Annotated in this window: 25 protein-coding genes and 1 other RNA gene; 22 read left to right on the forward strand and 4 right to left on the reverse strand. The window is 65.2% G+C overall.

The features are described 5' to 3' along the window. Positions 1-8: 8 nt before the first annotated feature. Complete coding sequence (locus tag VAE54_RS10700) at positions 9-155, forward strand: hypothetical protein (protein ID WP_322801952.1); 147 nt, start codon at positions 9-11, stop codon at positions 153-155. Positions 156-213: 58 nt separating this feature from the next. On the opposite strand, the gene rlmB is transcribed toward VAE54_RS10700, so the two are convergent. Further along, positions 214-966: a 23S rRNA (guanosine(2251)-2'-O)-methyltransferase RlmB gene (gene rlmB / locus VAE54_RS10705; protein ID WP_322801953.1), complete on the reverse strand. Its 753-nt coding sequence runs from the start codon at positions 964-966 to the stop codon at positions 214-216. 84 nt (positions 967-1,050) lie between these two features. Beyond that, positions 1,051-1,515 carry a GNAT family N-acetyltransferase gene (locus tag VAE54_RS10710; protein ID WP_322801954.1) on the reverse strand — a complete coding sequence of 155 codons (465 nt, stop codon included), beginning with the start codon at positions 1,513-1,515 and terminating at the stop codon, positions 1,051-1,053. A gap of 260 nt (positions 1,516-1,775) precedes the next feature. On the opposite strand from VAE54_RS10710, the gene ffs reads away from it, so the two are divergent. The 3 genes from ffs to VAE54_RS10725 all read left to right on the forward strand — a co-directional run bounded on the left by ffs (position 1,776) and on the right by VAE54_RS10725 (position 4,862). Further along, positions 1,776-2,044, forward strand: an RNA gene (ffs, locus tag VAE54_RS10715) — signal recognition particle sRNA large type. A gap of 105 nt (positions 2,045-2,149) precedes the next feature. After that, positions 2,150-3,589, forward strand: a complete 1,440-nt coding sequence (locus VAE54_RS10720; protein ID WP_322801955.1) for a ubiquitin-like domain-containing protein — start codon at positions 2,150-2,152, stop codon at positions 3,587-3,589. A gap of 115 nt (positions 3,590-3,704) precedes the next feature. Further along, a complete protein-coding gene (locus VAE54_RS10725) occupies positions 3,705-4,862 on the forward strand; it encodes a pyridoxal phosphate-dependent aminotransferase (RefSeq protein WP_322801956.1) in 1,158 nt (385 codons plus the stop codon). A gap of 81 nt (positions 4,863-4,943) precedes the next feature. On the opposite strand, the gene VAE54_RS10730 is transcribed toward VAE54_RS10725, so the two are convergent. Then, a complete protein-coding gene (locus VAE54_RS10730) occupies positions 4,944-6,152 on the reverse strand; it encodes an alanyl-tRNA editing protein (RefSeq protein ID WP_322801957.1) in 1,209 nt (402 codons plus the stop codon). Between the two features lie 159 nt (positions 6,153-6,311). Between VAE54_RS10730 and VAE54_RS10735 the strand changes: the two genes are divergently transcribed. The 14 genes from VAE54_RS10735 to mutL all read left to right on the forward strand — a co-directional run bounded on the left by VAE54_RS10735 (position 6,312) and on the right by mutL (position 22,903). Beyond that, positions 6,312-6,668: a nitroreductase/quinone reductase family protein gene (locus VAE54_RS10735; protein WP_322801958.1), complete on the forward strand. Its 357-nt coding sequence runs from the start codon at positions 6,312-6,314 to the stop codon at positions 6,666-6,668. Positions 6,669-6,881: 213 nt separating this feature from the next. Further along, positions 6,882-9,434: an ATP-dependent DNA helicase RecG gene (gene recG, locus VAE54_RS10740; RefSeq protein ID WP_322801959.1), complete on the forward strand. Its 2,553-nt coding sequence runs from the start codon at positions 6,882-6,884 to the stop codon at positions 9,432-9,434. Positions 9,435-9,531: 97 nt separating this feature from the next. Then, positions 9,532-10,050 carry a pantetheine-phosphate adenylyltransferase gene (coaD, locus tag VAE54_RS10745; RefSeq protein ID WP_322801960.1) on the forward strand — a complete coding sequence of 173 codons (519 nt, stop codon included), beginning with the start codon at positions 9,532-9,534 and terminating at the stop codon, positions 10,048-10,050. 126 nt (positions 10,051-10,176) lie between these two features. Beyond that, positions 10,177-10,653 carry a hypothetical protein gene (locus VAE54_RS10750; RefSeq protein ID WP_322801961.1) on the forward strand — a complete coding sequence of 159 codons (477 nt, stop codon included), beginning with the start codon at positions 10,177-10,179 and terminating at the stop codon, positions 10,651-10,653. Beyond that, positions 10,613-11,266, forward strand: a complete 654-nt coding sequence (rdgB, locus tag VAE54_RS10755; RefSeq protein ID WP_322801962.1) for an RdgB/HAM1 family non-canonical purine NTP pyrophosphatase — start codon at positions 10,613-10,615, stop codon at positions 11,264-11,266. The genes VAE54_RS10750 and rdgB overlap by 41 nt, the downstream gene beginning before the upstream one ends. Before the next feature lie 458 nt (positions 11,267-11,724). Continuing rightward, positions 11,725-12,036, forward strand: coding sequence for a hypothetical protein (locus VAE54_RS10760; RefSeq protein ID WP_322801963.1), 312 nt, complete (start codon positions 11,725-11,727; stop codon positions 12,034-12,036). 76 nt (positions 12,037-12,112) lie between these two features. Further along, complete coding sequence (locus tag VAE54_RS10765) at positions 12,113-13,804, forward strand: aldehyde dehydrogenase family protein (protein ID WP_322801964.1); 1,692 nt, start codon at positions 12,113-12,115, stop codon at positions 13,802-13,804. Between the two features lie 109 nt (positions 13,805-13,913). After that, positions 13,914-14,642, forward strand: a complete 729-nt coding sequence (locus VAE54_RS10770; protein ID WP_322801965.1) for an alpha/beta hydrolase family protein — start codon at positions 13,914-13,916, stop codon at positions 14,640-14,642. 7 nt (positions 14,643-14,649) lie between these two features. After that, a complete protein-coding gene (locus tag VAE54_RS10775) occupies positions 14,650-16,503 on the forward strand; it encodes a histidine kinase N-terminal 7TM domain-containing protein (RefSeq protein ID WP_322801966.1) in 1,854 nt (617 codons plus the stop codon). 136 nt (positions 16,504-16,639) lie between these two features. Next, the gene (locus VAE54_RS10780) at positions 16,640-17,758 is read left to right on the forward strand and encodes a glycosyltransferase family 1 protein (protein WP_322801967.1); all 1,119 of its coding nucleotides are present in this window, start codon (positions 16,640-16,642) and stop codon (positions 17,756-17,758) included. A 22-nt stretch (positions 17,759-17,780) separates the two neighbouring features. Next, a complete protein-coding gene (locus VAE54_RS10785) occupies positions 17,781-19,022 on the forward strand; it encodes a glycosyltransferase (RefSeq protein ID WP_322801968.1) in 1,242 nt (413 codons plus the stop codon). A gap of 58 nt (positions 19,023-19,080) precedes the next feature. Next, positions 19,081-20,085 (forward strand): metal-dependent hydrolase, encoded by a 1,005-nt coding sequence (locus tag VAE54_RS10790; RefSeq protein ID WP_322801969.1) that lies wholly within the window; start codon positions 19,081-19,083, stop codon positions 20,083-20,085. Further along, positions 20,086-20,997: a patatin-like phospholipase family protein gene (locus VAE54_RS10795; protein ID WP_322801970.1), complete on the forward strand. Its 912-nt coding sequence runs from the start codon at positions 20,086-20,088 to the stop codon at positions 20,995-20,997. It abuts the gene before it with no gap. A gap of 217 nt (positions 20,998-21,214) precedes the next feature. Next, entirely contained in the window at positions 21,215-22,903 is a 1,689-nt protein-coding gene (gene mutL / locus VAE54_RS10800) for a DNA mismatch repair endonuclease MutL (protein WP_322801971.1), read from the forward strand. Positions 22,904-22,972: 69 nt separating this feature from the next. Here mutL and VAE54_RS10805 read toward each other — a convergent pair whose 3' ends face one another. Then, positions 22,973-23,632 carry a hypothetical protein gene (locus tag VAE54_RS10805; RefSeq protein ID WP_322801972.1) on the reverse strand — a complete coding sequence of 220 codons (660 nt, stop codon included), beginning with the start codon at positions 23,630-23,632 and terminating at the stop codon, positions 22,973-22,975. 223 nt (positions 23,633-23,855) lie between these two features. Here VAE54_RS10805 and VAE54_RS10810 point away from each other — a divergent pair, with 223 nt between their 5' ends. From VAE54_RS10810 to VAE54_RS14645, 4 genes are all read left to right on the forward strand, one after another. Continuing rightward, positions 23,856-24,410, forward strand: coding sequence for a sigma-70 family RNA polymerase sigma factor (locus VAE54_RS10810; protein WP_322801973.1), 555 nt, complete (start codon positions 23,856-23,858; stop codon positions 24,408-24,410). After that, the gene (locus tag VAE54_RS10815; RefSeq protein WP_322801974.1) at positions 24,410-25,438 is read left to right on the forward strand and encodes a hypothetical protein; all 1,029 of its coding nucleotides are present in this window, start codon (positions 24,410-24,412) and stop codon (positions 25,436-25,438) included. Before VAE54_RS10810 ends, VAE54_RS10815 begins: the two co-directional genes overlap by 1 nt. A 130-nt stretch (positions 25,439-25,568) precedes the next feature. Continuing rightward, the gene (locus tag VAE54_RS10820) at positions 25,569-26,096 is read left to right on the forward strand and encodes an HIT domain-containing protein (protein ID WP_322801975.1); all 528 of its coding nucleotides are present in this window, start codon (positions 25,569-25,571) and stop codon (positions 26,094-26,096) included. A 47-nt stretch (positions 26,097-26,143) separates the two neighbouring features. Continuing rightward, the coding region (locus tag VAE54_RS14645; protein ID WP_416223796.1) for a helix-turn-helix domain-containing protein at positions 26,144-26,356 on the forward strand (213 nt) is incomplete at its 3' end.

Genomic DNA, 26,356 nt, shown 5'->3' on the forward strand with positions numbered 1-26,356 from the left:
CCCGACGTATGCCAAAAGCCGGAACGGCTGCCTATTTGGTTTGCAAGCCCGGCGGCTCGAAGATGGCCGCTTACGCAGAGAAGGATGGCGAATGGCTTCTGGAGCTTGCGAAAGACGTCAACCGCAAGGGCATATTCTATCAGGGAATTTCTTAATCCACAAGTGGGAGGAAGAAAGCAAGCAGAGCCCGGGGGGACATCGGTGGGCGGCAGGCTACTGGAAGCCCCGTCGTCGGGCGATTTCGTAAAGAGCGACGGCGCCGGCGGTGGCGGCATTCAGCGAGGCAACCCGGCCGCGCATCGGGAGGTAGATCAGGAAATCACAGGCACGCCGGATCAGTGGGCGGATGCCGGACTCTTCATTGCCTACTACCAGAGCGATCGGGCCGCTGAGATCGGCCTGGTCATAACGGATGGCCCGGGGATCCTGCTGGAGACCTACGATCCACAATCCCCGTTCTTTTAATCGCTCCAGCGCCCGCGCCAGGTTGGTCACCTGGACCACGCGCAGGTGTTCCACGGCGCCGGCGGAGGCGTTCACCACGGCGGGGGTTACGTGGGCGCTGCGGTGCTCGGGGAACAAAACGGCATGCACCCCTACGGCTTCGGCGGTTCGCAACAAGGTGCCGAAGTTCTGGGGATCCTGGAGGCAATCCAAGGCCAGCCAGAAGGGTGGATCGGGCCGGCGGGCGCTTTCGGCCCACGCCTGCTCCAGGTCCGTGTAGGGATACGGATCGGCCTCGGCCACGACCCCCTGATGGCTGTCGGTGATGGCGTCGAGGCGGGCGCGGGGCACCTGCAGGATGGGGATCCCGCGCTCCGCCGCCATGGCGCGGATCTCCTCCAGGATCGGCCGGGGCTGGAGGCCTTCGGCGATCAACAGCCGGTAGATGCGCCGCCGCCCGGCCCGCAGGGCCTCATGCACGGCGTGGCGCCCGTAGAGAAACTCGCGCTGGATTTCCTCCATCCTTTTCATCTCACCCCAAGGGCTTTTCGAAGATCTTACCCATCCCGACAGGAGGTGGGGGGACACCCCCGCAGCCCCCCGATCTCACCCCTCGTCTGGCCGATCCGTGCTGGCCCTCGCTGGTTCCCATCGCATGACCACCACGGATCGCCGGAGCCATCGAGCCAGCCGATCGACCCAGCGGAAGAAGGGGGGCATCTCTGGGCGTGAAACCCTCTGGAAGCCGAAACGCTGGTAGAAACCTTCCAGCTCCGTCCGACATATGAGGTAAAGGGGTCCGGGCTCCTGGGCCAGTAGCGCGCGCACCATCATGCTCCCCAGGCCCCGGCCTCGCCACGCGGGATCGACCACCAAGGAGGCCAGCTCTCGACTGCCATCCCGATGCTGCCGGATCTGGACGGCTCCCACGACGCGCCCGGCGACCTCCACAACCCAGAAGCGGGACCAGTGCAGGCCCAGGGGGTTCAGGCGGGCCTGGTGGACCATCCGTCGGATGACCGCCTGATCCTCCGGTCGCCCGGGGCGCAGACGCGCCTCCTCGGCTTTCATGGTTTTCCTCCCCTTAGGAAGCTGTTCGGTTTCCTGCCCGCATTTTATCTTGATCTCTCGATCCCTGGGGTTCCCCATGGGATCGTGTTGCTTCCTCAGGTGGCGCTTTCGCGGGATGGGGGCGATTTCCCGCGCCTCTTAAAAGGGAGAGGGGAACCCCCGCGGCTCCGGGCGGTGGGAGGGCGAAATGGGAGGCCGGGGGGGGTGGCCTTGGGTCGGCTTGACACGGGGGTGGGAATCCGATACGCTAAAACTGGCGGCCGTGCTCAGGCGGGGAGGTGGCGGTTCCCTGAACCCGAAATCCGCCAGACGCGGGGCTGACATCCCCTTCGAGGGTTAGCGCGGCCCCTCCCGAGGATCCCTCCCGGTGATGAAGGTCCGGTCCTGCGCGGCGGACCCCGGTGAACCCCGCCAGGCCCGGAAGGGAGCAACGGTAAGCCGTCCCGGTTCGCGCGCCGCAGGGGTGCCGGGCCGGAGCCGTCCGAGGGATCGCCGGTGGGGAGAGGCGGGCTCGACAAGGGGCGCACGGCCGCTTTTTTCATAACAGGCGATGGGTTCCCCGGGCAGCCTGAAGGACAGCCGGGATGGAACCCATTCCACCGATCCGGGGTTTTCAGGTTCCGCGCTCGCTGCAATGAACCGATGGACCTTCCTCAAATGGATCGCCTGGCTTGGGCTGGGCGCTTTTTGCCTCTGGGGTTACTGGCGCTCGCAGCAGACTGTAACCATTGTCCTCGATGGTCGGATCCTCTCCATTAGAACCCATCAACGAACGGTGGGAGATGTGCTCCGGGAGGCGGGCCTGACGGTGCGTCCGGAGGATAGGGTTTCCCCGCCCCTGACCCACCCGATCCAGCCTCCGGCGACGATCTCGATCCGACGGGCCAGACCGGTTCGCATTTTGATCGAGGGACGGGGTGTGGAGCCGTCCCGTCGGATCGACATTTACACCCTCCATTCGGATCCCCGTGCGATTCTGGCGGAAGCCGGGATCGCCCTGGGGCCAGGGGATGCCCTGTGGGTTGATGGCCGGCGAGGGGAGGTGGACCCCCCGGCGCTCGACGGCGGGGAACCTCCCCGCGAGATCCGGGTCGTGCGGTCCGCTCCACTGGTGGTGCGTCTGGAAAATGGAAAGCGGCAGGTGATCTGGTCGACCGCGCCAACGGTGGGGGCGGCCCTGCGGGAGGCCGGGATGCTTCTGGATCCGGCGGACCGACTGCTGCCCGGACCGGAAACGCCGCTAAATGGTGGCATGCAGATTTCGTTGTTCCGGGCCCGTCCTATCACGGTGGAGGCGGACGGACACATCCAGGTGATCTCCACCACTGCGCGCACGGTCCGGGAGTTGTTGTGGGAGCTGGGCATCTCGTTGCATGGCCAGGATCGGGTGGTTCCAGGGGAAGAAAGCCGTCTCCAGGGCGGAGAGACCGTTCGGGTCATCCGGGTGGCGGAAAGCTTCGAGATCGAGGAAACTTCTCTTCCTTTTCAGACCGTATGGGAGCCGGATCCCAATCTGGAGCTGGATACCTGGGTTCAGAGATCCCCTGGCCGAAACGGCGTGCTTCAGCGGCGGATCCGGGTGCGTTATGAGAACGGACAGGAGGTGGCGCGGGAAGTTGTCGATGAAACCATGATCCGGCCTCCAGAGCCCCGGGTATGGGTCTATGGGACGAAGATCGTGGTGCGTGCGCTGGAGACGCCGGATGGGCCGATCGAATACTGGCGGCGGATCCGCATGCTGGCCACCTCCTACAGTCGCTCCACGGCGGGGGTTCATCCATCTGCGGCGTATTTTGGTCGCACCCGGACCGGGCTGCCCATGCAGCGGGGGATTGTGGCGGTGGATCCCCGGGTGATCCGACTGGGGTGGAAAGTGTATGTGCCAGGTTATGGGGTGGGTCTGGCCGCCGATACCGGCGGGGGGATCATCGGCCGTCGTATCGATCTGGGGTATAACGATGAGGATCTGGTGCTCTGGTATCGCTGGGTGGACGTCTACCTTCTGACTCCGGTTCCTCCTCCGGGGTCGATCCCTTACATCCTGCCGGACTGGCCGGCCCCGCCCTCGCCTTGATTCCCATAGGGAAGCAGGGATATGGAGCGGGAAACCGGCGATCCCTGGAGCATCGGGTTGTTTTAGCGAGGGATGGGCAGAGCGATCCCCTAAACCATCATCGGGAGGGGCCTGGATGTCTCGCGTGGCCGAGCGGGTGAAGCATTTCACGGAATCCGTCATCCGGGAGATGACCCGATGGGCGCAGCACTATGGGGCCATTAACCTGGCCCAGGGATTCCCCGATTTCCCCGCCCCTGAAGCGCTGAAGGAGGCGGCTGTTCAGGCGATCCGGGAGGACTATAACCAGTATGCGATCACCTGGGGAAGCCCGCGATTGCGGGCAGCCATCGCAGAGAAATATCGACGTTTTTATGGAATGGAGCTCGATCCGGAGCGTCATATCACGGTGTGTTGTGGGGCCACTGAATGCATGATCGCCACCCTGCTGGCTCTTTTAAATCCCGGGGACGAGGTCATCATCTTCGAGCCCTTTTATGAGAACTACGGTCCGGATACCTGGATCAGCGCGGCGAAGCCGGTCTATGTCCCCCTGCGCCCGCCGTCATGGACCTTCGACCCGGATGAATTGCGCCGTGCCTTTTCCAACCGGACCCGGGCGATCATCCTCAACACGCCCCACAATCCGACAGGCCATGTCTTCTCCGAGGAGGAGCTCCGCTGGATCGCGGAGCTGTGCCAGCGTTACGGCGCTTACGCCATCACGGATGAGATCTATGAGCACATTGTTTACGATGGGCACCGCCATATCCCGATCGCCACACTGCCCGGGATGTGGGAGCGAACGGTTACCATCAGCGGGATGTCGAAGTCTTACGCGGTGACCGGGTGGCGCATCGGGTGGTGTATTGCCCCTGAGGATCTCACCGACGCGATCCGCAAGGTCCATGATTTCCTCACGGTCGGCGCTCCCGCTCCGCTCCAGGAAGCCAGTGCGGTGGCCCTCCGGTTCCCGATGGATTACTATGAGCAGTTGCGGGCGGATTACGACCGGCGCCGCCATCTGCTGGTGGAGGCGCTGGAGGAGCTGAGGTTCGAGGTGTGGTGGCCCCAGGGGGCATATTATGTGATGACGGACTTCCGGGCTCTCGGGATGGAGGATGATACCGCCTTCGCGATGCGCCTGGTCCGGGAGGTGGGGGTGGCGGTGGTGCCCGGCTCCAGCTTCTACGCCCATCCGGACCGCGGGCGCACGCAGGTTCGGTTCGCCTTCTGCAAGCGGGAGGAGACCCTGCGCGAGGCGGTGGCCCGCCTCCGTCGGTTGAGGGCATAGATTCGGCCATCGGGTCCGTGATCCGGTGGCCCGACAGGCCCTCGCTCCCTCGCCTGAGCTTTCCTTGAAAGATCAGCTTATTCAGTCCGAAGTGCCCCAGTTCCTGATGGCTTCGCTCAGCGCCCGATGGAGGGCCGGCAGGTCCACCCGGGGAAGGGGAGCCTGGGCGTAATCCGGGCGGCCGCCCCCTCCTTCCCGGCCCAGCCGGCGGAGGATGCGCTGGAGGACTTCCCGGGCGTCCACGGGAACTCCGGGGCCGCAGGCGACGATCAGAAGGCCATCCGCGCCCCCGGAGGCCAGGATGACCAGGCGGGGATGTCCTTCCTTCAGCCGTCGGGCCAGACGGGAGAGGAGGCTGGAAGGCAACTGAGGCCACAGATGCACGAGGATCTCCCCGAAAGGGGCCGGCCGAACCCTCTGCTCCAGGCTGGGGAGGGCGAGCTCCAGATAGCGCTCCTGAAGCGTTCCCAGCGCCTTGCGGGTTTCTTTCAGTTCCGCCTGCAGCGTTCGAATGGCCTCCGGCAGCATCGCCTCGCCCACGCTGAGGGATCCCGCGGATTCCAGCAGGAGACGATGTTTCCTCGCGTAATCTCGCAGCGCCCGCCAGCCACAGAGGAAGCTCACCCGGGTTACATCCCCCCGCCGTTCCCGCTTCACGATCTTGATGGGCCCCACTTCCCCCGTGCGCCGCACATGGGTCCCCCCGCATGCGCTCCGATCGAAATCGGCGATTTCGACGATCCGAATTCGGCCCCCCTTTTTCGGAGGACGGCGCATGCTCAGTTCTTTCGTCTCCTCCGCCTCCACGAACCACGTCCGCACCTCGCGATCCTCCAGGGCCACCCGGTTCGCCAGCTCTTCCACCGCTTCGATGGCCGCTGGCGGGAATCCGATCTGATCCAGATCGATGGTGACCAGCTCCTCTCCCATGTGGAAGGATACCGTTTGCGCCCCGGTGATCCGCAGGAACGCCTGGGAGAGGATGTGCTGGCCGGTGTGCTGTTGCATATGATCGAAGCGGCGTTCCCAGTCGATGCGACCTTCCACCTCCCGCGCCTCCAGCGGGTGAGCCAGGATGTGAAGGATGGCCCCATCGGTTTCCCGCTCCACCACCTCCAGCACCGGGATCCCGTTCAGGGTCCCCCGATCACAGGGCTGCCCTCCGCCGGTCGGGTAAAATGCTGTCCGATCCAGGATGACGGCCGGCTGACCGTTATGCGCCGTGCATGCGATCACCGTGGCGGTGAACTGGTGCATGTAGGGGTCCAGCCAGTAGAGCCGTTCGGTCATGGAAAGCCTCCGCTTTCCAGCTCAACCTGTCCTGCGGGAGGGAGTCAGGGCCTGGCTTCTCGCGGGCCTGACATCGCTTGGTTCCCGTGCATCGCAAGCACAACCCACGTTTGCATTATACTGAATCCAGCAGGATGATCGCTCAAGCCTGAGGCGCCCATGTCCCATCATCCCCTGGGGGATATGGAGGTGATCGATCTGATCACCCGGGGTCGGCGAACCGGGCGGCCCCATCGGATGGAGTTGTGGTTTGTTTATCGGGATGGGGCGGTTTACCTGATGGCCCACGCCCGAGCCCACGGGCAGGGGACGGACTGGTATCAGAACTTGCGGGCGGACCCCCATGGGGTGATCGAGGCGGAGGGAGGGCGCTGGGAAGGGATAGCGGAACCGTTACCGCCGGAATGGCTTCCCACCGTGATCGAGTGGTTCCGTGGGAAATACGGGGCGGCAACGGTTCGCCATTGGTATGAGGGCACTCCTCGCCTGCCGGTGCGGGTGCGGCTGCCGTCGTGAAGGGCTCGCACGGCCCGCTCCTCCTGGACAGGCGGAGGGGTTTCTCTGGGGGCTTTCCGGGCCGACCTGGCTCCAGAGGATATTCTCTCCCCTTTCCCGTGGCCCTTCGAGCCGCGGGAGAGGATATGCCGCCTTCCGGAATCCTGGCCCGGCTGCGCAGGCTCCATGGAAAGCTGGAAGCCCGTTTCACTCTACGCGGGAAGAGGGAGTGCGATGGCTTCGCCTTTCACGCAGCTTCAAAAGATCCTGAAACATGAAAGTCAGGATGGCTGCCGGAACCGGATTGTGATCGGAGGGATCGGCCGGTTCGCGGATCACTGGTATCGCCAGGCCCGCGCTTCCCTGAAGGAACACGATCCGGACCTTCTCCTCCTTCTGGAAGCGATCTATGCGGATCTCCGCCGGTATGAGGCCGCGAGCATCGAAGAACGCCGGCTTTTAATCGAGGGGATCGAGGCCCGGATTCAGGAAGCTCTGCGGCGCGAATGGGAGCTGCGAGCCTCCCCGCCGGCGCTGGCTGCGAAAGGCGAACCGGCCGCGCCTCCGTCTCCGGAACCCCTGATGGCTCCTCCGGCGGAGAAACCCCGGGAGGAGCCGGCGAGGCCCACGCCGCCTTCCCGGATGGAGCCAGGCGCGCCCGCCCGCGCCCGTTCGCGGGGAGCTTCTCCGGTTTCCCCGAAGCGGGCGGCGAAGGTGGAGGCCCTGGGGCTGGACGCGCCGGTTCACCGGATCCATGGGGTGGGCCGCGAGCGGGCGCAGCGCCTGGCGCGCCTGGGGGTGCAGACCATCCGGGATCTGCTCTATCTGCTTCCCCGCCGGTATGTGGATTTCCGGGCCCTAAAGCCCATCCATCGCCTCCGGATTGGGGAAGAGGTGACCGTGATCGGCGAGGTGATGGATATTGGGAGCAAGCAGACCGGGAACGGCCTCACGGTCATCAAGGCGCTGCTCACCGATGGATCCGGTGTCATCGAGTGCACCTGGTTCAACCAGCCCTATCTCCTGGATCGCATCAAGCCGGGTCAGTTCATCGTGGTGAGCGGGCGGGTGGACGAATTCCTCGGCCGCCCCGTGTTCCGTTCCCCGGAGTGGGAGCCCGCGGATCGGGAGCTGCTGCACACCGCTCGCATCGTTCCCATCTATCCGCTCACAGAAGGCCTGACCCAGCGCATGATGCGGTCGATCCTCAAGCGGGTGGTGGATTACTGGGCGGACCGGGTGGAGGATCCGATTCCGGCCTGGATCCGGGAGGCTTATGGTTTCCCGGATCTCCCCACCGCGTTGAAGCAGGTTCACTTCCCGGAGGACTGGGAGCCGCTGGAGAAGGCGCGCCGGCGGCTGGCCTTCGATGAAGTGTTCTATCTGCAAATCGGCCTTCTGGAAGTCCGCCGGCGATGGCGCAGTGTCCCCGGACGGGCGCTGGAATTCGATGAGGCAGCCCTCGAACGGGCGGTGGCCGCGCTTCCTTTCCACCTCACCGGCGCGCAGCGTCGCGCTCTGGATCAGATCCTGACCGACATACGGTCTGGGGTGCCGATGAACCGTCTGCTTCAGGGCGAGGTGGGTTCCGGGAAGACGGTGGTGGCCGCTCTGGCCGCCTACGCGGTGTTCCTGGCGGGCGCCCAGAGCGCGATCATGGCCCCCACGGAGATCCTGGCGGAGCAGCATTACCGGACACTGATCGCTCTGGCGGAGCGCTGGGCGGGCGCCGGGCTTCCCACCCCTACCATCCGTCTGCTCACTTCGGGGGTGAGCGGAGCGGAGCGGGCTCAGATTTACAGCGAGCTGGCGGAAGGGACGTGTCACCTGGTGGTGGGAACCCACGCGCTGATCCAGGAGGAGGTGGCGTTCCAGGATCTGGCGTTCGTGGTCATCGATGAGCAGCAACGCTTTGGGGTGATGCAGCGGGCGGCCTTGCGGGGCAAAGGTTACAACCCCCATGTGCTGGTGATGACCGCCACGCCCATCCCCCGCACCCTGGCCCTCACCCTCTACGGCGACCTGGACCTCTCGGTGCTGGACGAAATGCCGCCGGGCCGACGGCCGGTGCTGACCCGCTGGTTGATGCCCGAGGAGCGGGAGCGGGCTTATGCCTTTATCCGCCGTCAGGTCGAGCAGGGCCGCCAGGCGTATATCATTTGTCCCCTGGTGGAGGGCTCCGATAAAATCGAGGCGAAGGCGGCCGTGGAAGAATACGAGCGATTACAACGGGAGATCTTCCCCGATCTCCGGCTGGGCCTGATCCACGGGCGGATGAAATCCGAGGAGAAAGAGGCGATCATGAACGCCTTCGCCCGTGGGGAGATCCAGATCCTCGTGGCGACGCCCGTGGTGGAGGTGGGCGTGGATGTGCCCAATGCCACGGTGATCCTGATCGAAGGGGCGGACCGGTTCGGGCTGGCTCAGCTCCATCAATTCCGGGGCCGGGTCGGGCGGAGCAGCCATCAATCGTATTGTCTGCTGCTGGCGGAATCCCCCTCCGAGAGCGCTGTGGAACGCCTGCGGGCCATCGAAACGATTTACGATGGCTTCCAGCTCGCCCAGAAAGACCTGGAGATGCGGGGGCCTGGCGATTTCCTGGGCACGCGCCAGAGCGGGTTCCCGGAGATGCGCCTGGCCGATCTGACCGATCTGCGCCTGCTGGAGATCGCCCGCGAAGCGGCGGAGCGCCTGGCCGAGCGGGATCCTGACCTTCAGGCTCCGGAGCACCGTCGCCTGGCGGAAGCAGTCTCGCGTTTCTGGCAGGGTCCTGTGGAGCCCAGTTAACACGGCAATTCGGGTTGTGGTTCGATCTGGAACCCTGGAAAAGCTTTGGGCAGATTTGGGTGCGAAAGCATACCGGGCCTGCCCACGGGAGCCGGCGATGACCCGAGCACTGTATCCCGCATCTTTCGACCCGATCCATTACGGGCACATCGATATCGCCACCCGGGCGGCGGCGATCTTCGATGAGCTGGTGGTGGGCGTCTACGATCGCCCCAGCAAGAGCCTGCTCTTCTCCCTGGAGGAGCGTCTGGCCCTGGTGCGGGAGGCCCTGCAGCATCTCCCCAATGTCACGGTCACCGCTTACAGCGGCCTGACGGTCGATTTCGCCCGGCGGATCGGCGCGCGGGTGATCGTGCGGGGGCTTCGAGTGATCTCGGATTTCGAGCTGGAGCTCCAGATGGCTCTGACCAACAAACAGCTGGCCCCGGAGATCGAGGTGGTGTGTCTGATGACCAGCCGGGACTACGCCTTCATCAGCTCCAGCATCGTCCGCGAGATCGCCCTGCTGGGTGGGGATGTTTCGGCTATGGTCCCGCCCCACGTCGCCCGCGCCCTGGCGGCGAAGGCGGCCGAACGCGCCGGGGAGATGGTGCCCATCATCTCCATTCGAGAGTAGCGATGGGGCCCGGTTGGAAGTTGGGGCGCGGGCTGACCCGGGCTCCAGGAAGGGCGGATGAAAGATGGAGGTTGGGGAGCGCTCGCAAGCGTCTCTCAACTGGATCAAAGCCCGGAGGGGTTGGGCATGGATATCCTGCATCTGATCGATCAATTGGAGCAGCTGGTTCTCCGCAGTCGTCCTCTTCCCTTCCTGAGATGGGTGGTGATCGAAGAGCGGCGGCTTCTGGACCTGATCGATCAGATGCGGGTCGCTATTCCACAGGAGATCAAGCAGGCCCGACGGATCGCTCAGGAGCGGGAGCGGATCATCGCCCAGGCGAAGGAGGAGGCCGAGCGCATCGTCGGGCTGGCCCAGGAGCAGGCCAGCGAGCTCATCGCTCAGCACCAGGTCGTTCAGGCGGCCGAGCAACGGGCCGCCGTGATCATCGAGCGGGCGCAGCGCGAGGCGGAACGCCTGAAGGCGGATGCAGATGACTACGCGCTGACCCGGCTTCTCGAACTGGAGGAAACCCTCTCCCGGCTGCTTCAGATCGTTCGCAACGGGATCGAGAAGCTCCAGAATGAGCATTCGGATGACCCCCCTCAATCCCCGGAATCCTGAACGGTTACTCCTGATTGCGACCCACAATCCCGGGAAGCGCCGGGAGCTGATTGCTCTCCTGTCTGATCTCCCGGTGAAGCTGGTGGATCTACGCGACGTTGGGATTGCCGAAGCGGCCGTGGAACCCTATGAGCGCCTGGAGGATAACGCCCGCTGGAAGGCGATGTTCTATGCGGAGCGCAGCGGGCTGTGGACCCTGGCGGATGACTCGGGGCTGGAGATCGATGCCCTGGGGGGTGCGCCTGGCGCTCACTCCGCCCGGTTCGCCGGGCCCGAGGCGGATGACCGGGCTCGCATTCAGAAGGTCCTCGAGCTCATGGCGGGCGTCCCATGGCCCCAGCGGACGGCGCGGTTTCGCTGCGTGATCGCCCTGGCCCGGCCCGGGGAACCGCCGGTGCTGGTGGAGGGATGCCTGGAGGGCTACATCGCATGGGAGCCCCGGGGGACCTATGGGTTCGGTTACGATCCGATTTTCTACATCCCGGAGCTCGGGAAAACGATGGCGGAGCTTCCCCCCGCCATGAAGAACCAGATCAGCCACCGGGCTCGCGCAGCCCGGAAGGCCCGGGAGATCTTGGGGCAATGGCTGGCCAGGGAGGCGGCCAAAAAGTAAGAGAGCGGAGGCGGAGGCCTCCATGGGGATCCGTCAGCCCCAAAAGACCTCCAATGGGCAAGGAATTCTTCTTTGAGAGAAAAGCGATCGTCGTCCGAGACGCAAGCTTCACCATGGGGCCGCCGGCTCTGAGCGTCCGGTGGCGCGCGGCGGAAAGGGAACCCCTTCGGGCCGTGGGGGCCTCTCCCCAATGGCTTGTTCATTACGGGAAGGGGGGCGCCACGCCGCTCAGGGTGGGGGCAGGGCAAACGGCTTCGCTGTCCTCCGCGCCCGAAACCCCGCCGGTCCGGGTTATAATTCAGTAGGAGCGTCCCAACGGGCCCTCCCCGAAGGGGCTTCAGGAGCTGGGCAGAGGGCTAAAGATGAGGATGAGGAGGGAGGAGCCCGCCTTCCCAGGCAGAGCTGAGCGGCGTAAGTCCGAATTAAAACATAGAAGCTACAGAAGGGGCATTGACCCCATGGAGACCCCCAAACCGATCGTGGAGCTTCGATTCGCCTGGCGTTCGGTCCATGGGTCGTATGTGACCGCGCGCTTTCAGGCGGTGGTTGAGGGAGAGGACCCGATTATGCGTCGGTTCTTCTGTCGTCTGGTGACGCTGCGGGAGGTGCAGGTCCCGGAGGGTCTGGACGATCCGTTGCTGACGGAAGAACGGCTGCGCGCCCTGGAGGGGAAGCGGGTGAAAGTTCCCGAAGAGGCCCTGCACGGGCGGACGCTCACTTTGAAGCGGGAAACCCTGACCGGGGGCTTGCGGATCCCCTATTTTCAGTGAGGCAGCGGGTCGTTCGTGTCGATCAGGATATGCGGGAGCCCATCGATCGATGGCGAGAACCGTGAGGAGGTTCGGCATGCCAGCGAAAAAGAAAACGGTGAAACAAGCGGCGAAAAAGGCGGCCCCGAAGAAGGTGGCCCGCAAAGCGCCCGCTCGAGCGACCCCACGTCGGAAAACCGCTCCCACGGCGGAAGCGCCCGCCCAACCCTTCAAGATCACCTACGCCACCCTTGCGGTTCCCAGCGAGGAGCTCCATATCCGCTATGAGGTCGCCCTCGGGAAGGTCTGGGAGAGCCTGGGGGGAACGTTCCCGATGGTGATCGGTGGTCGGCCTCGCTATGCGGAGCGCACCTTTGAGGATCGCTCCCCGATCAACACGGACTGGCTCCTCGGGGTTTTCCAGCGAGGGACACCTGAGGATGTGAACGATGCCGTTGCGGCCGCGAAAGCGGCCTTCCCCACGTGGAGTCGTCTTCCCTGGACGGAGCGGGTGAAGATCCTGCGCCGGGCGGCCGATCTCATCAGCGAACGGGCCTTTGAGATCGCCGCCCTGATGAGCCTGGAGGTGGGGAAGAACCGCCTGGAAGCCCTGGGGGATGTGGAGGAAACCGCCGATCTGATCCGCTACTACTGCGACCAGATGGAGGCCAACGACGGCTATATCCGGCCCATGAAGCAGGAATCCCCCAAGCATCACAACCGCAGCGTGCTCAAGCCCTATGGGGTGTGGGCGGTGATTTCCCCCTTCAACTTCCCGCTGGCTCTGGCGGGCGGCCCCTCGGGGGCGGCGCTGCTGGCGGGAAACACCGTCGTCTTCAAGCCGGCTTCGGACACCCCCTATGTGGGCTATAAGCTTTATGAGATCTTCCGAGATGCGGGGGTTCCGGACGGCGCCTTCAATTACATCACGGGTGGAGGAAGCGAGGTCGGAGATCCCCTGGTTCTCCATCCGGATGTAGCGGGCATCACTTTCACTGGCAGCTATGAGGTGGGGATGTCCATTTACCGGAAGGTGGCGGCCTCCGCGAAGTATCCCAGGCCCATCATCCTGGAGATGGGCGGCAAGAACCCGGTGATCATCAGCCGCCATGCGGATCTGGATCGGGCGGCGCTGGGATGCATGCGCTCCGCCTTCGGCCTTCAGGGCCAGAAGTGCTCGGCCGCCTCGCGGATCTATGTGGAACGCCCGGTGCGGGATGCGTTCCTGGAGAAATTCCTGGATCTCACCAGCAAGATCCGGATCGGCGACCCGACGCAACGGGATGTCTTCCTGGGTCCGGTGATCAACCGCACCGCCTATGAGAAGTTCCAGCGATATATGGAGATCCTCCGCCGTGACGGGGTGGTGCTGTTCGGAGGCAACGTCCTGACGGATGGCGAGTTCGCCAAGGGATACTTCGTGGAACCCACGGTGGTCGATGGCCTCCCGCCGGATCATCCCCTCCTTAAGGAGGAGATGTTCCTGCCGATCACCTGCGTCGTGACCGTGGATTCCCTGGAGGAGGCCATGCGCTATGCCAACGCGGTGGATTACGGCCTGACCGCTGGCTTTTACAGCAACGATCCGGAGGAGATCCAGTGGTTCTTCGATCACATCGAGGCCGGTGTGACCTATGTGAACCGGGCGGCGGGAGCGACCACCGGCGCATGGCCGGGCTATCAGCCCTTCGGCGGCTGGAAGGCCAGCGGCTCCACCGGCCGGGGTTCCGGCGGGCCCTATTATCTGATTCAGTATATGCGGGAGCAGAGCCAGACGGTGATCGATTAACCCGTAGGCGGGATGGGTGGGGTGAGGGGGCAGACGGCGCCGTCGCTCATCCCACCCTTCTCGACTCCATCCGCGGGTGGGGAATGACCCGATCCTCAAGCGGCGGCCCATGCTGATCGGCGTGACTTTCGAAAGCGATGGCTATCGGTTGCTGGGCCGTTTCTATCAGGCGGATGGGCCGGGGCCTCATCCGACCCTGGTGATGGCCCATGGGATCGCTGGCGTCGAGCTTAACCTGGACTTGGCGGATGCCCTGCGGGACGCAGGGTGGAACGTGCTGAGTTTCCACTACCGGGGCTGCTGGGGCAGTGAAGGCCCATATCGGATGGCCACCCTGGTGGAGGATGTGCGCGCCGCGATCGGGTGGGCGCTGGCGCAGCCGACGGTCGACCCCCATCGTCTGGTTTTGCTGGGCTATAGCATGGGGGGATGGGCCGCTGTGCTGACCGCTGTTCAGGACCCCCGGGTTTACGCCCTGATCACCCTTTCTACGGTCAGCGACCTGCGGACCTGGGCCCCGGGGGATGGGATGCTCGTTGACTGGGTCCGCTTCATGAACGGGATGACGGTCGAGATCCTGCGGGAGGAGCTAAGGGCTCAGGCCGAAAGGCCGCAACCTGTGGATGTGGTGGATCAGCTGTCCCCGCGGCCCTTGCTCATTATGCATGGGACAGCGGACCCGGTGGTGCATCATCGCCAGAGCCTAATGCTTCACCACCGGGCAGGATTGAACACCGATCTCGCCCTCATCGATGGGGGAGACCACCGCTACACCGGGCGGCGCCGGGTGATGATCCAGCGCATCCAGCGCTGGCTGGAGACCATCCGTCGATCATAGGGAGCCGATGGATCCGCTGGAGCTATTGCTTCAAATCAACTTTGTCATCGTCGCGTCCCTGCTGATCGCGTCGTTCTCCCTCCTGATCTATCTGCTGGCCTACTACTTCCGAAGCCGGAGCGCACGGGGAGCAGCCTGGCTGCTGGCTTCCGTGATTGCCGTCTACCTGGGCGATCTGGTTCTCTTCTTCGTCGGAGATCCCCATTCCGCGGAGCGCTGGCTGCGGCTGCAGTGGCTGGGCATCGCCATCGCCCCGGCCGCTTATGCCCATCTGACCGATGCCCTGCTGGAGCGAACCGGCTCGTTTTCCCCATGGCGCCGATGGGCGGTGCGCGGCGCTTACGGCCTGGGGATCACCTGGTTCCTGCTGGCCCTCTGGACCGACCTGCTGGTCCATGACGGGACCGCGGATGGCCACGCCTTCCACCTGTGGGCGGGTCCGCTTTTCCCCCTGTTCCTGGTTTACTTCATCGGCGGAGTGATGTGGGGAATCGTCAATGTCTGGCGGGCGCGCTGGCGGACGCTCATCTCCACCCACCGGCGGCGGATGACGTATCTGGCGGTGACCATGATCGCCCCCGCCATCGGGGTCTTCCCTTACCTGCTTCTGGTGGGGCGCACGCTCCCCTCGTTCCCCGTTGTCTTCTGGGGACTGGTCGGTCTCAGCAACCTGATCATCGGGACCATGCTGTTCGGCATGGCGTATGCGGTCGCCTATCTGGACGTGCTGGTCCCGGATCGGGTGATCAAGCAGCGGTGGATCACTTATCTCCTCCGAGGGCCGGTCCTGGCGACCTTTGTGGTGCTGGTGATGTTCGGGCTGAGCCGGCTGAGCCATGTCCTGGGCCTGCCGCTCCCCCTCCTGCTGCCCCTGGCTGCCGCATGGGCCATCGTGAGTTATGAGATCCTCAGCGACGCGATCCGACCCCTCTTTGAGTGGCTCTTCCTTCGGCGGGATGTCTCGGAACTCATTCGCATGCGCCGCCTGAGCGATGCGATGATCACCGCCCGGGATCTCCGGCAGTTCCTGGAGGGGATCCTCGCCCTGATGTGCGAAGCCCTCCGTTCCCCCACCGGGTTTGTGGTACGGATCACGCCGAATGGGATTGAGCCCGTCGCTGCTTTCGGATCGATCGAACAGGCCTCCATAGAGGAAACGCTCTCGGTCGTCGAGGGATCCGCCGATGGCCCGATTGTGGCCGATGGCTTCTGGATCTGGCCGTTGCGGAGCCGGGGCGAACCCGTCCTCCTGGGCGCGATCGCGGTCGCTCAGCCGACTGGGGAGGTGACGCTGGAGCTTCTCCAGGACACCATCCGCGGATGGGTGGCCCGTGCGGCCGCGGCCCTGGAGGATCGGATCCTCCAGGAGCGGGCGTTGAGCGCGCTGGAACAGGTTACCGAGGAAGTCCGCCGCCTGCGCCAGCCGGAGCAGGCGCCTTCCCCCATGCCCCTGGTGGAGCATCCGGAATTCACCCACTGGGTGAAAGAGGCGCTGGCGCATTACTGGGGCGGGCCGCGGCTGCTCCAGAGCCCCCTGTTGCAGCTTCGCATCGTCCAGCAGGCGATGGAAACCTATGATGGCAATCCGATCCGCGCGCTGCGGGCGGTGCTGATGGAGGCGATCGAGCAGCTGCGGCCGGATGGGGAACGAAAGCTGACCGCGCCGGAGTGGCTGCTTTACAATCTGCTGGAGATGCGCTTCATCCAGGGCCGCAAGGTCCGGGAGATCGCCCAGCGCCTGGCCCTCAGCGAATCGGACCTTTACCGCAAGCAGCGGGCCGCGATTGAGGCGGTGGCCATGGTCCTCGCCGAAATGGAGAGGCGGGCCATGCGCGCTCAGGAAGAGGCCCGTTCTTCTTAACCCGACAATGGCCCCCTGGTGGGGGCTTTCAGGGCTGGGGCCGTCTCGCCTTCCCGATGGAGGCCCAACAGCGGATTCCAAGAAGGATCAGGAATCCATTGATGAACCTCCGCGATTCAGGAGGGTAGAGCATCCGATGATACGGATTGGACTGGATGCCCGGTTGCTGGCGTATCGGCGGGAGGGCATCGCCCGATACATCCTGGAGTTGGCCACTCGCCTTCCCCATGTCATCGATGATCCAGAGGTCCGCCTGGTGATCTTTCAGAGCCGCAAGGATCTCCACACCCGCATCGTCGGCCCGCAGGTGCGGACCGCTTATGTCTGGACGCCTCCGCATCATCGCTGGGAGCAGCGGCTATGGCCGCTGGAGATCGCCCTCCGGCGCGTTGCCCTCCTCCACAGCCCCGATTTCATCCCTCCTTTCGCCGGCTCTTTTCGAAGGGTGATCACTATCCATGATCTGCACTTCCTGAAATATCCGGATTTCATGACCATGGAGAGCCGGCGTTACTATGCCGGGCAGATCGAGCAGGCGGTGCGTGTGGCGGATCACATCATCACCGTCTCCCAAACGACCCGGGCGGACCTCTTGGCCTACTTTGGGTTGCCCTCTGACCGCGTCTCGGTGGTCTACGAAGCGGCCAGCGCGGTCTACCGGCCTCTGCCTCCGGAGGCCGTGCGGGAGGCGCTGGAGCGCCTGGGCCTGGAGCCGGGATATATCCTGTTTGTGGGGACCTGGGAGCCGCGGAAGAACCTCCCGATGTTGCTGCGGGCCTACGCCCGGCTGCTGGATCGCCGTCCGGAGGCCCCGCCGCTGGTCATGGCCGGGCGTCGGGGCTGGCTCTACCAGGAGATCCTGGAGTGGCCCCATCGCCTTCATATCGCGGATCGGTTGCGCTGGATCGAGGGGCCGGATGATCCGACGCTGGCGGCCCTCTATAATGGGGCGATCTTCCTGGTTTTCCCCTCCCTCTACGAGGGCTTCGGTCTTCCGGCCGTGGAGGCGATGGCTTGTGGGACGCCGGTGATCGTCAGCGATCGGGGCGCCCTGCCCGAAGTGGTTGGCGACGCCGGGATGATCCTCCCCGCTGAGGATGAATCCCGCTGGGCCGAGATGATGGAGGCGCTCCTGGAGGATCCCGCGGCCCGCGAGCGGATGCGGCGGAAGGGCCTGGAGCGGGCGGCGGCTTTCTCATGGGAGCGCGCGGCGGTGGAAACCTGGGAGATCTACCGACGGGTCCTGGGCCGATGACATCCTTCCTCAGGCGCGGGAGATGCCGCCGATCATCCTCTTTCTGATCCCTGAGCTCCCCGACCCTCCGAACAAAGGGGGATCCATCCGGGCTTTCCATGTGCTGCGGCGCCTGGCCCGGCTGGCGCCTGTAGGGGTTCTGGCGCTCGCCGAGCGGGCCGGCGAGCCCCCGGCGATCTGGCGATCCATGGCCCATGAGGTGTTCCTCTTCCCATGGCGCCCGCGATCCCTCTGGACCCGCCTCGGCCAGCTCCTCCTTTCCTCCCGACCGGACCTCGCCTTTCGGTACCGGGTTCCTGCTCTGGCAAGGGCATTGCAGCGCCTGCTCGCGCAACGTTCGGTTTGCGCGATCCATATCGAGGGCCTGGAGATGGCCTGGGCGGTGGAGGACCTTCTGGACGGTCCCCGGGGCGCCCGGCCGGCCCTGGTCCTGGACGAATTGAACGCGGAGTATCGTCTGCAGGAACGGTTGTTCCAGGCGGATCGAGGGGATCCCCGGCGCTGGCCTGGCGCGTTTTACTCCGGGCTCCAGGCGCGCCGGTTGCGGCGTTACGAATCCGGCATCGTGCGCCGGGTGGATTGGGTGGTCGCGGTCTCGGAACCGGATGCTCGGGATCTGGAGGCCCTGGGGACCGCCCGCCCGCCGGTGGTGGCGCCGAATGGGGTCGACACGGCGTTCTTCCATCCGGAGGCCGTAGCGCCGTTCCCCCTCGGGGAGCCGGCTTTCGTGTTCACCGGATCGATGGATTATCGCCCGAACATCGATGCCGCCTGCTGGCTGGCTCAGGCGATCTGGCCGGCCGTGCGATCTGCCCTTCCAGAGGCCCGGCTTTACCTGGTGGGTCGCCGGCCTTCTCGGGCGGTGCGCCGGCTCCAGGCGATCCCCGGCGTTCACGTGGTGGGCGAGGTTCCCGATGTGCGCCCTTATCTGGCCGGGGCGACGGTCTATGTGGCGCCCTTGCGGGCGGGGGGTGGAACGCGCTTGAAAATCCTGGAGGCGATGGCTATGGGGAAAGCTATCGTCAGCACGCCGATGGGCTGTGATGGGCTGGCCGTCGCCGATGGAGAGCATGTGTGGCTGGCCGATGGGGAAGCGTTCGCCGCGGCCATGATCGCCCTGGCCCGGGATCCATCCCAACGGAGGGCGCTGGGGGAAGCCGCGCGCCGCCTCGCCGTGGCCCGTTACGATTGGGAACAAACCCTCGCCCCTCTGGAGACCCTCTACCGGACGGAGATCCTGCGGCATGTCCCCCGAAGGGAATGATTCATCCGGATCGGGGATTGCCCCTTCGGCTATCATCATAACGGGGATATGAAGGTGGATGGGGGCGGAAGCGCTCCTGGAATTCCCGGCATGCATCTTCCTTCCGGATATCGCCATGAAAGGCTTCGCGCACTTCATCTCGGGCGTCGCGCTGGCGACGTTCTTTCCGGAGGTGGTGCGGGATGCGGCGCATGGCGCGATCGGTCCGGCGCTGGCAGGGATCGCCGCGATGCTGCCGGATACGCTGGATTTCCGCTTCGCCCGCTGGCTGGAGCAGCCGGATCGCGCGGTGGACCCTGACCCGGATCCCCCCGATCCCGGTGAGATCGCGCGGATGGTGAAAGAGGCGGTGGAGCAAGCCTGGGAAGAGAGGCGCCCGGTTCGCCTCATGCTGCACACCCTGCGCCTGGGGCCGGACGCCTGGCGGCGTTACCGGGTGCGCTTCGATCTCGGGAGGCCAGCGGTCGAGGTCACCATTGGCCCCATGGTGAGCACAGGGGGCCACCTGATCACCCCGGAGGGATCCTCCGCTTCTCCCCTCCGTCTCCCGCTTCATATCCCCATTCGTTACGATTACGATCCGGAAATCGTGGTGGATGTCTTCTCCGGCCCCTCCCTGGCCTTCGTGCCGGAGGGGAACGCGGTGCGGATCCTGTTCCTGCCCTGGCATCGCGCGTGGAGCCACTCGCTGGTCCTGGCGGTCCTCCTGGGGATCACGGCCGGGCTGGTGGGGGGCGCAGGGATCGGGTGGGTCATGGGGCTCGGATATGCGCTGCATATCCTCGAGGATCAGCTGGGATGGATGGGGAGCAACCTCCTCTGGCCGTTCACCCGCCGCCGCATGCCTGGCTTGAGATGGATGCGGAGCGTGGACCCCTGGCCGAATTTCGCCGTCGTGTGGCTCTCATTGATTCTCATCCTGTGGAACCTGGATCGCTTCTCCGCGTCTCCGCTTCTGCCGGCGTGGTTTCCCCTTCTGGCCCTCCCGGTGCCGCTGTTCCTCTGGCTGGCCAGCCGTCATCCGATATGGCGGGAAGGGTGGGATGAGGAGGATCCGGATTAGGTGGAGGCAGAGCCTTACATCTATGGGGGGTGGACCATGGGAAAGCGCGCGCTGGTGCTGTCGGGAGGGGGTGGACGGGGTGCTTATGAGGTGGGGGCGATCCGGGCGCTGTATCGGGCCGGGTGGATCCCGGAGATCTTTGTGGGCACGTCCATCGGTGCGGTGAACGCGGCCGCCCTCGCGGCGGGCTGGACCGCCGAGCGGCTGGTGGATTTCTGGATGCGCCTGCGAACCCCTCACGTTCATCGGCTTCACGGGCGGATCTGGCGGAGCCTGTTCACCACCGCTCCCCTGCGGGCGACGCTCCTCCGCCATCTGGACTTCGACCGCCTGAATGATCCGGACAACCCGCGGGTGTTGCTGGTGCTGGCCACGGATCTCTGCCGGGGATGCCCCGTGGTCTTCGCGAACCGGCCGGTTCCCAAGGCAAGGCGCGTTCGAATCGGGCCCGAACACCTGCTGGCCAGCTGCAGCATCCCCTATGTTTACCCAGCGACCCCGGTGGAGGGCAGCCTGTTCTGGGACGGAGCGGTGATGGCCAACACGCCGTTGAACGCCGCGATCGAAGCCGGGGCGGATGAGATCGTGGCCGTTCTGCTGGCGCCGATGCCCGGGAAGGCGGGCGGCTGGCCCCTTCCCCGCCATCCCCTCCAGGCCCTGGCCCTGGTGCTGGATCTGGCGCTCCTGGCGACGTTTGAAAACGATTACCGGCAGCTGGAAGCCATCAACCGGGCCGTGCGACAGGGCCGTCCCCTCAAGCCGGGCCATCGGGAGATCCACTGCCACGTGATCGCGCCAGCGGCCCCCCTTCCCCTCTCCCGCATCCTCCGTTACGACCAGCCGGGAACCCAGGCCCTGATCGCTCAGGGGGAAGCTGACGCCCAGCGGATCCTTGAAGCGCTGGGCTGGTGAGCCTCGCGTTTTCCACGTCGTGCAGTCTGCTTGAGGGCCCGCTGGATCCCTATGGCGGCCAGAAAGAGACCCCTGAGGCGAAGCCTCCGCCGCTGCCAGAGGTTCTTTGAGTAAGCCAACGAAGGGGTGGAAGTTGTCCTTCCGTTCAAGGGGATGCAAAATAGGAAGCACACCGCTGGCCTCTTTCGCGGGTCAGGATGGTTTCGGGAGCGCGCGGATGCCGATTCGGATCCTGGATCCCGGGCTGGTGGCGCAGATCGCAGCGGGAGAGGTGATCGAGCGCCCGGCCTCGGTGGTGAAAGAGCTGGTGGAGAACGCCCTGGACGCCGGTGCCTCCTGGATCGAGGTGGAAACCGAAGGCGGGGGGCGTCGACGGATCCGGGTGGCCGATAATGGGAGTGGGATCCCCATGGCAGAGGTCCCCCTGGCTTTCGCGCGGCACGCCACCAGCAAGCTCTCCTCATCGGAGGATCTGTTCCGGGTGACCACCCTGGGTTTCCGTGGAGAGGCCCTCGCGGCCATCGCCGCGGTTGCTCGTGTGACCTGTCGAACGCGTTCTCCCGAGGAGGCGCTGGGCACGGAGCTCCATATCGAAGGGGGGAAAATCCTGGCGCAGCGCCCCATCGCCCGCCCTCCGGGGACGGAGATGGTGGTGGAGGATCTGTTCTTCAACACCCCGGCGCGGCTGAAATTCCTGAAAGGGGAAGGGGCGGAGCGGCGGCAGATCGATCTCTGGATCACGCGCTACGCCCTGGCGTATCCCCACGTTCACTTTATCTTGCGCCACAGTGGTCGAGAGATCTTCTCGCTGCCGGCCGTTCGGGAACCCCGCCATCGCCTGACAGCGCTCTATGGGGTGGAGCTGGGAGACGTCCTGCTGGAAGTGGCAGAGGAGGCCGATGGGGTCCGGGTGTATGGCTGGATCAGCCCGCCCGGCGTGGATCGGCCGGATCGCCAGGAGCTGGCCTTCTTCGTGAACGGACGGTGGGTGCAGGATCGCAGGCTGCCGGCGGCGGTCCTGCAGGCCTATCATACCCTGCTCCCGGGCGGCCGCTATCCCTGGGCTTTCCTGTGGGTGGAGCTGCCGCCGGACCAGGTGGATGTGAATGTCCATCCCGCCAAGATCGAGGTCCGCTTTCGGGATCCGGATGGGGTGTTCCGCATCATTCAGCGGGCAGTGCATCGCACCCTGCGGGAGTCCACGCCCGTGCCTGTTTTCCAGAGGGCCGAAACCTTCAAGGGAGCCCCCGCGTTTCCCGCGCAGCCGGTCTCCATGGGCGCAAGAGATCTCGCGGGAGCCCCGATCGAGGAAAGCGCCTCCTCGGGTCTCCCCCCGCTCCGGGTCATCGGACAGATCCAGGCAAGCTACATTGTTGCTGAAGGTCCGGATGGGCTGTATCTTCTGGATCAGCACGCGGCTCACGAACGGGTGCTCTACGAAGCCCTTCAGGCCCAGCGGCAGGAAGGACCGCTCCCGGCTCAGCCCCTGCTGGAGCCGGTGCTGATCGACGTATTGCCGGAGGAAATGAGCCTCCTCGAGGAGAACCGGGGCCTCCTGGAGGGGCTGGGGTTTCATATCGAGCCCTTCGGCCCGCGCAGCGTCCGCGTGCAGTCCGTGCCGGCGGTCCTCGCCACCGAAGCTATCCTCTCTGTCTTCCAGGAACTCCTGCTGGATCTTCAGGAATCCCGTCGTCCCATGGAGGGGGCTCTGGAGGCCCGGCTGATCCGAAGCATTTGTAAGCGCGCGGCCGTGAAAGCCGGTCAGATCCTGAGCATGGAGCAGATGCAACATCTGGTTCGGGGGCTGGAGCGGTGCGCCATGCCGTGGACCTGCCCCCACGGGCGGCCGACGCTCCTGCGGTTCCCCATTGGACAGCTGGCCCGGCAGTTTGGCCGGGAGGAGTAGTTCGGTGGGGGCCCTGGACCCCTTCCCACATCCAGGGCCCCCTGCGCGTTTCGCTCTCATAAGGCAGGCTTACCTGCGCCCTCGGCCGATCCCACGGGGCGGCTCGTTGTCCGTATCCTTGTTTTTCTGTTTGAGAAGACCCGGCGGGAACCCGGGAGCACTATGAGTGGATAAAGCGGGCGTTGGGGAAGGGGATGGTGTGGCGAAGGGCCCGTGTTTGGCCGATCGCATGATGGCGCCCAGACCTCGACCGCCCGGATGCAGGTTGTAGAGACGATAGGCATGGCCCCATCCGATCTGACGGCCCAGCATCAGCGCCTGTGCCAGGGTCAGATCGTTGGTAGGATCCCGATCCGTTCGAGAGGCCAGGACCAGCTGCAGCGCCCGGGCGATCTCGCCGTAACCGAAGCCCTGGGCGTGAAGCGCCATCAGATCGGCGGCGGAGATCGTCACGGTGATCCCCGCCTGAGAGAATGTCTGGCTGATCCATCGCGCCAGGGCCAGGGCCACGGGATGAACCCGGGTGGCCGGAAGCGTGGGCGTGAGGGTTGGAGAGGGCGTCGGTGTCCGGATGGGTGTGGGCGTCGAAGTCGGCGTCGCGGTCGGCGTGGGGGTGGGTTCCTCCTCCAGGGGTGTGGCCCCCACTCCCCGCGCGATCGCCCACCCCAATCCCAGGGCCAGCGCGATCCCTAACGAAACACCAACCACAGTAGCGAAAATCCGTCGCATGGTGAACGCCTCCTGTTCAGGAATGGGAAGGGATCCGGTTCAACGAAGGAAGGGGATCAGGATTCTTCGCTGTGGATGGGGACCATCACACCGGATCCCGGTCCTGCCCATAAGAGGTCAGATGGATCCAACAATTTGGCTCATAACATGAACCGCTGAAACCATCCAGGAAGATACGCGTGACATTTTTTACTTTCTATGCGGTTTCATAGGAGGATGGGGGATGGGCTTACTCACCCCTCATCCCGAGGAGAAACGCTGGATCGCCCGGGCGCGGAAGGGGGACCCGGAGGCGGTGGCGGCCCTTTACCAGCATTACGCCGATGGGATCTACCGCTATCTTCTCTATCGCGTCGGCGATGCGGAGCTGGCGGAGGATCTCACCGCGGATGTGTTCCTGAAGATGATTGAGGACCTGCCGCGGTATGAGGAGCGAGGCCTTCCTTTCGGCGCCTGGCTGTTCCGGATCGCCCGGGCGCGTCTCATCGACCACTGGCGGCGGCAGCATCGGCGTCCGACGGTGGCCCTGGATAACACGGAAACCGGGCCGCAGCCGATCCAGGATATCCCGGAGGATGAGATCGCCACATCGGAGATGATCGAGCGCGCCCTGCGCGTGCTCACCGAGGAGCAGCGGGAGGTGGTGGTCCTGCGGTTCCTGGTCGGGATGAGCCTGGAGGAGGTGGCACGGGCGATGGGGAAATCCGTTGGGGCGGTGAAGGCCCTGCAGCACCGTGCGTTGGCCGCGTTAGCCCGATATCTGGAGAAGATGCGGTGATGACTTTCCATGAGAACAGCCGCGAAGCCGAGATCCTGGAGCGTTGCCTGCGCCGTCTGGAGCAGGGGGCGGATCTGGAGGCATGCCTGAAGGAGGTTCCGGAGGCTCTTCCACTGCGCCCGCTTCTGGAGGCTGCCCTCTGGCTCCAGCGGGGGCAGGCGGCCTCCCTACCTGCGGCTGCCCGCCAGCGGCTGATCCGACAAGGGCAATCCTATGCCGCCCAACGGGCGGCCCATCCCCAGGCTTCCGGGCGGGCCTTCCGATGGGCATGGGCCATGGCCGTCGTCCTTGGGTTGCTCCTGGGGCTCCTGGGTATAGGAGGAGCAGCGGAGGCCAGCCTGCCCGGCGAGCCCCTCTACCCGGTCAAGCGGGCGGTAGAAGGTCTGGTGACCATGGGGATGTCCCCCGCGGGGAAGGCCCTCTACCTGGCCGAGCGCCGCTGGTCAGAGTTCGAGGTGGCTGCCTCGCGGGGCCGCTGGCTCCCGGACCTCGCGGAGGAGAGCCTGGGTTATCTGGAGGAAGCCCTCCGTGTCGGAGCAGGGCGTCCGGTCGGAGGAGAAACGCGGCTGCGCGCCCTGTATGAGCGCCAGGGTGTCCTTCTGGAGCAAGCGGCGCAGGACGCTCCACCGGACATCCGAGCTCGCCTGGCTCAGGCGCGCCAGCGCTGGGCGGATCTGGCGATGGCTCTTGGTTATCCCGGGGAAGGGATCCCTACGCCCTCCGGCGTCGTTGAGACGCCGCTCCCGCCCGCGCCCACCGCGGAGATCCTGCGGGAGCGGGCGCGCACGCCGCCCGGCTTGGAGAAGCAGGCCACGCCGCCTGCCCTGCATACGCCACCGGGTCTGGAGAAGAGGGAAACACCGCGCCCGGAGCGTACGCCCCCTGGGCAACAGAAGAAAGGCACTCCTCCTCCCGAGCGCACGCCCCCTGGGCAAGAAAAACAGGCCACTCCTCGTCCTCCCCGGGATTCAGATGCCTCTTCCTCTGGCGGTCAGGGTTCAAAGGACTCCTCGAAAGGGCGACGGTGACGCTTTCTCCAGCTGTCGGATGCCGTTCTCAGCACCGCTCCCCAAGCCCCGGCCGGAAGGCCGGGGCTTCGTTGTCCATCCCGGATGAATCCGATAAAATGAGGGCGAACCTATCCCGAGCGGAGCGGCGATGGAACGGCTGTGGACCCCGTGGCGGATGGCATATCTGAAAGGGGAGGGCGAGACAGCGCAGGGTTGTGTCTTTTGCCGGAAGGTTGACCGCTCTGATGAGACGGAACATATCCTCCTGCGTGGACGCACGGCATACATCACGCTGAATCGTTACCCTTACAACAACGGCCACCTGATGGTCATCCCTTACGCTCATGTGCCCAGCTTGGAGGATCTGGATCCTCCGACGATGTTGGAGATCATGCAGTTGATCGCCCTCTCTTTGAGGATCCTGCGTGAAGCGTATCGGCCGGAGGGTTTCAACATCGGGGTCAACATCGGTCGGCCGGCCGGCGCTGGGGTGGTAGACCATGTCCATATCCACATTGTCCCCCGCTGGACCGGAGATACGAATTTCATGCCGGTGATTGGAAACACCCGTGTGCTTCCCGAATGGCTGGATGATACCTATCGCCGCCTCCGGCCTCTGTTCGAAGAGCTGGCTCCTCTCCTCTACGGATCCCCCGAATCGTCCTCATCAACATGAGAGGTGTCACGGGGGTTGACAGCAGTTGCCCATTTTATTAGCATTTATTGCCCGTTCTGACGACTGACTGCAACCGTGAAACTCTCCGCGCGGAACCGGGCCAGGCGAGGGCTGGAGGATGGGATGCGGGGGATGCAGACGTTTCGCTTCGAGCGGGATCCCAACGGGGCGCAGCGGGTGGCCCTGGCCAAACACGGGGGAACGCCCGTTTTGCCTACAATTGGGGTCTGTCCCGCTGCCTGGAGGCGCTGGAGCAGGGC

It is taken from the genome of Thermoflexus sp. (assembly GCF_034432235.1).
In the GTDB taxonomy this organism is placed as follows: domain Bacteria; phylum Chloroflexota; class Anaerolineae; order Thermoflexales; family Thermoflexaceae; genus Thermoflexus.